The following is a 4,569-nucleotide window of genomic DNA, read 5'->3' on the forward strand; positions in this document are numbered from 1 at the left end:
TTCCCGTGTCCGAAATCTTGGCACAGGTCAGGGACTGCCGCTTCGTAGGTTGGCAGGATTTTGCGCCTACGACTCTTGGGTATGAGTGCGAGCTCGTCGTAGTCCCTGTCTCATGCGCACTTCTCATATGTAATGCTCGGCCACATGGTTCCTCCCAGAGGATTTAATGCTAATTCCTATTCTTTTACGGAAGTAAATATTAAAATACTTCCGTTATTTTGACAAAGCGGAATTTGCACGCTGTTGGCACATGCCAAGCGTCTACCTGCTTCGGCAACCATCGGGTGCGATTGCCATGTAGCAGCACTTACCTACGTGGAAGTGTTACAAGCATGGTGGTCCCGTTCTCGGAGCTCTTTTCCACCTCTATCGTGCCGCCGTGAAGGGCGACGATTTCCCAGACCAGAGAAAGGCCGAGGCCAACTCCGCCATATGTCCTGCTACGCGACGTGTCGATACGGAAGAAGGGCTGAAAGACGCTCTTTTGGTACTGGCTGGGTATCCCAGGTCCGCTGTCTTCCACTCGCACGAGAGCGCGGTCGTCCTTCGCGCAGACGGAGACGCTGACGGTGGAATCGGAGCGGCTGTATCGTATGGCGTTTTCGGTCAGGTTGAACAGCATGCGATACAGCAGGGTGTCGCTGCCAGGCACCTGGGCTTCTCCATCACATGTGAGGGCGATGCCCCTTTGCTCGGCAAGGGGGGAAAGGTCGGTAAGAACCTCCTCGACCATCGGTGCAAGTTCGATGATGTCGTTGCAGGAGACGCTGCAAAGTTCGCTCATCTCGAGCAGTGTCCTTGTCATCTGAGACATTCGCTCGGTCTGCTCCTGCAACGAGCCGAGCAGGCTAGCCGTGTCGGGCTGCGCGTCGGGATGCTCGGAGCAAAACAGCTCGATTTGGGCCTGCATCAGCGCCAGCGGCGTCCGCAGCTCGTGCGCGGCGTTGCCCGTGAACTGCCGCTGCGCGGCAAAACCCTCGTCAAGGCGGTCGATCATGTCGTTGAATGATGCGCTGCAACGCCCAAGCTCCGACGGTACATCCTCGGTGATCTTCATGTCAGCCAGATTGTCGGGTCGCACGTTTTCGACCTGAGTCGCAAAGGACCTCAGCGGCCTGAGTGCACATCCGCTTACAAAATACGCCAGGATGCCTCCAAACAGCGTCATTGCTGCCGTTATGCACCAGCTGGCCGTGCTAAAGGACCCCTGCGCATCGCTCACGACGATCGTGAGCTCGTGGTCTATCTCCTCACTCGCCGGGTCAAACGACGTGGGGTCGCCCCCGTTGATGTCGTCGCGGGCTGTCAGGCCGATGCCAATCGACTCCATGGAGCGCATGCCTAAGTAGCCGATCAGGCAATTCATGAGCACGCAGGTCAGACACAAAACCAGCGCCGTCATCAGCGTAATGCGCCATTGCAGCGAGAGTCGCTTCACTTAGACCTCCTCCATTACATAGCCCTCTCCAATGCGGTTGCGGATGGGGTCGTGCCCCAAGGCGCAGCGCAGCTTTTTCCTGAGCGACGAGATGTGTACCCTCACCGAATTGCTAAAGCTGTTCACGCTCCCGTCCCACACATGCTCGATGAGCTCCTCCTGACTTATCGGGCGCCCCTGGTTGAGCATGAGATACTCTAGGATTCCCATTTCCTTGCGGGTCAGAGACAAGACCTCATCGCCGACGGTCGCCACGCGCAACTTGGTGTTGAAGCAAAGACTTCCGCAAGTCAGCACGACATCGTCTTGTGTAAAGCGCCTGAGCGTCAGGCTGCGAATCCGCGCCGCGAGCTCATCCAGATGAAACGGCTTGGTCAGATAGTCGTTGGCCCCTGCGTCCAGGCCCGCCACCTTGTCGGCGACCTCGCAGCGGGCTGACAAGATGAGCACCTTGGTCTCTCGGTCATCTTTCCTAAGGGTTTTGAGCACGGTCATGCCGTCGGCATGGGGAAGGTTGAGGTCGAGCACGACAAGGTCAAAGCTCTCGACAGCAAGTATTTCTAAGGCCTGGCGCCCGTCGTAGCTGCAATCAACGCTATAGGCAAGATTTCGCAGGCTGCGCGCAATCGCGTCGCACAGCACCCGCTCGTCTTCGACAACCAAAATACGCATGACACTCTCCTCGTGCAGGTCTTTTCACGCTTAACAAAGATTTTATGGCCAGTATGGTCCAATGGTACGCAAGATGAAAGGAGCAACCAAATTGTTCAAAGCAATAAAACCCATAGCTCAGCTTGCCTTGCTGGTCATCGGGATAACCATGGTGTGCTTTGGCGTTATGCGCGGCGAGGCAGACGCCGTGTTGGCTAAGGCTATCAGATTATGCTTGGAGTGTATCGGAATTGGATAAGAAAAAAAACTCCGCCTCACATCTTTTGAGCCGTTTTCGCTCTTGGGTGCAAGCGGCGGCGACGTTGCTCACCAATGTCCACCTGCCCAATTTCGTCAGGGGCGGCATCTATCAGGGTGCGGGCAAAACGGTCTGCGTGCCTGGCCTCAACTGCTATTCGTGTCCGGCGGCCTCGGGCGCGTGTCCCATAGGCTCGTTTCAGGCGGTGGTGGGTTCCTCAAAGTTCAACTTTTCCTATTACGTGACGGGAACGCTGATTTTAATCGGCGTGCTGCTGGGACGCTTCGTATGTGGGTTTTTGTGTCCGTTTGGCTGGTTGCAGGAGCTGCTGCATAAGATTCCCGGCAAGAAGCTATCGACAAAAAAGCTCAAGCCGCTCAGGTATGTGAAGTACGCCGTGCTGCTGCTTGCTGTAGTTTTGCTTCCCGCGCTGGTCGTAAACGATATGGGAATGGGCGACCCCTTCTTTTGCAAGTACGTTTGTCCGCAGGGGGTGCTTGAGGGCGCAATCCCGCTGTCTATCGTTAACGCCGGCATACGCTCTGCTTTAGGCCGGCTGTTTACTTGGAAGCTCATCATCTTGGTGATGGTGGTTGTGCTAAGCGTGCTCTTCTATCGTCCTTTTTGCAAATGGATCTGTCCACTTGGCGCATGGTACGCGCTCATGAATAAGGTATCCCTGCTAGGGATGCGCGTTGACCAGCATAAGTGCGTCTCGTGCGGCAGGTGCGCAAGGGTGTGCAAGATGGACGTTGATGTCACGCGGTCGCCCGACCATGCCGAGTGTATTCGCTGCGGCAAGTGCGTAAGCGCCTGTCCCGTTGGTGCCGTTAAGTTTCGCTACGGCTTAAGCCTGCCGGACAAGCAGTCTTCTCAACCACGCGAGGAGAAGCAGCACGTAAAAGCAAAGATTTAGGTTTTAAGAAAACGGAGGAAAGTTATGAGTGTTATGAAGCTACCAAAGATTGCAGTCGCACTGGTGATGTCTGCGCTGGTGTTATGTCTTGCAGCCTGCTCGACGCCCGGAGCTGATAAGGGAAAGCCAGCAGGAAGCGATGCGGACATCGAGGCCTTTATTGCAGAGGAGCCAAAGAACGCCGGGGAAGCGACCGATCTGTACAACAGGCTCATGCAAAAGGAAAACGACATTTTCTCAAGCGACAAGGAGCTGTGGGAAAAGGTATTTGCTGAGGCAAACAAGGATTCCTCGATGATAGGGAACGGCTCAAATTACGGTGAGTTCCTGCTTTCTACTGTGGAAAGTGCCAAGGATAAGTTCTCGACTGACGAGTTCAACGTGCTTAAGACAGGGGCCGAGCAGATCAAAAAGATTGAGGATAAACTTACGGCGCTCAAAAAGAAGTTCCCCGACTGCGTAAAAGCACCTGAATCAGGCGATAGTGTTGATGCGTCGAGCGCGGGAATGACAGGCGATACAAGTAAGTCCACCAAGTTCCCCAGCTTTAAGGGCAAAGATCTCGATGGCAACGACGTAAGCAGCGATGAGCTTTTCTCAAAGAGCAAGGTGACTGTGATGAACTTCTGGTTTACCAGCTGCAAGCCGTGCGTGGAAGAGCTTGGAGAGCTGGAGGCGCTTCACAAGAAGCTTGCCGAAAAGGGCGGCCAGGTAGTAGGTGTTAACTCTTTTACGCTCGACGGCAACCAGGGTGAGATATCGGACGCTAAGGATGTCCTATCGAAGAAGGGTATTACATACAAAAACGTCTGGTTCAAGACGGATAGCGATGCAGGCAAGCTTGTCTCGGGGCTCTTTTCCTTCCCGACTACCTACGTTGTTGATAGCAAAGGCAACATCGTGGGAGAGCCAATCGTAGGCGCAATCACGTCTGCTGCGCAGCGAGAGGCACTGGACAAGCTGATTGATCAGGCGATTGCAAACAGCGCAAAGTAGGGTTCGACGACAATATAACGCAATGAGCTTAGCATTTGCGGCTGCGTGGCACACCACCGCGCAGCCGCACTGTTGTCTAGATACTCCCGCACTATCCCCTCAGAGCAAAGATTCTGACGCGCTGAGGCAGGATGACCAGGTCAATGGGTAGCTCTGGCCCGTCGCCCCCGTCGTGCCCGCATTGCAGGCTACCGTCAAGGCACTCGATGCGGATGTTCTTTCCGCTCAGCAGGAGCACCTGGTCGCTCTCCTCGGCAGTTCTTGTCAGGATGTTCGGAATGACCTGTGCCAAGATTTCGGACACGGGAA

At 55.0% G+C, this 4,569-nt stretch carries 6 protein-coding genes; 3 read left to right on the forward strand and 3 right to left on the reverse strand.

The features are described 5' to 3' along the window. Positions 1-307: 307 nt before the first annotated feature. Both HMPREF9069_RS06780 and HMPREF9069_RS06785 read right to left on the reverse strand, forming a co-directional pair. The gene (locus tag HMPREF9069_RS06780; protein ID WP_021626471.1) at positions 308-1,438 is read right to left on the reverse strand and encodes a sensor histidine kinase; all 1,131 of its coding nucleotides are present in this window, start codon (positions 1,436-1,438) and stop codon (positions 308-310) included. Beyond that, the gene (locus HMPREF9069_RS06785) at positions 1,439-2,110 is read right to left on the reverse strand and encodes a response regulator transcription factor (RefSeq protein WP_021626472.1); all 672 of its coding nucleotides are present in this window, start codon (positions 2,108-2,110) and stop codon (positions 1,439-1,441) included. 166 nt (positions 2,111-2,276) lie between these two features. Here HMPREF9069_RS06785 and HMPREF9069_RS09855 point away from each other — a divergent pair, with 166 nt between their 5' ends. The 3 genes from HMPREF9069_RS09855 to HMPREF9069_RS06800 are packed head-to-tail and all read left to right on the forward strand — an operon-like array spanning position 2,277 to position 4,260. Next, entirely contained in the window at positions 2,277-2,348 is a 72-nt protein-coding gene (locus HMPREF9069_RS09855; RefSeq protein ID WP_254179316.1) for a CD1871A family CXXC motif-containing protein, read from the forward strand. Next, positions 2,341-3,264 (forward strand): 4Fe-4S binding protein, encoded by a 924-nt coding sequence (locus tag HMPREF9069_RS06795; RefSeq protein WP_009278014.1) that lies wholly within the window; start codon positions 2,341-2,343, stop codon positions 3,262-3,264. The genes HMPREF9069_RS09855 and HMPREF9069_RS06795 overlap by 8 nt, the downstream gene beginning before the upstream one ends. 24 nt (positions 3,265-3,288) lie before the next feature. Further along, positions 3,289-4,260, forward strand: coding sequence for a TlpA disulfide reductase family protein (locus tag HMPREF9069_RS06800; protein WP_021626475.1), 972 nt, complete (start codon positions 3,289-3,291; stop codon positions 4,258-4,260). Between the two features lie 91 nt (positions 4,261-4,351). Here the strand turns inward: HMPREF9069_RS06800 and HMPREF9069_RS09600 are convergent. Beyond that, positions 4,352-4,569, reverse strand: a 218-nt coding sequence (locus HMPREF9069_RS09600) for a hypothetical protein (RefSeq protein WP_021626476.1), incomplete at its 5' end; no start/stop codon positions are given.

The organism is Atopobium sp. oral taxon 810 str. F0209 (genome assembly GCF_000466405.1).
GTDB lineage: Bacteria > Actinomycetota > Coriobacteriia > Coriobacteriales > Atopobiaceae > Olegusella.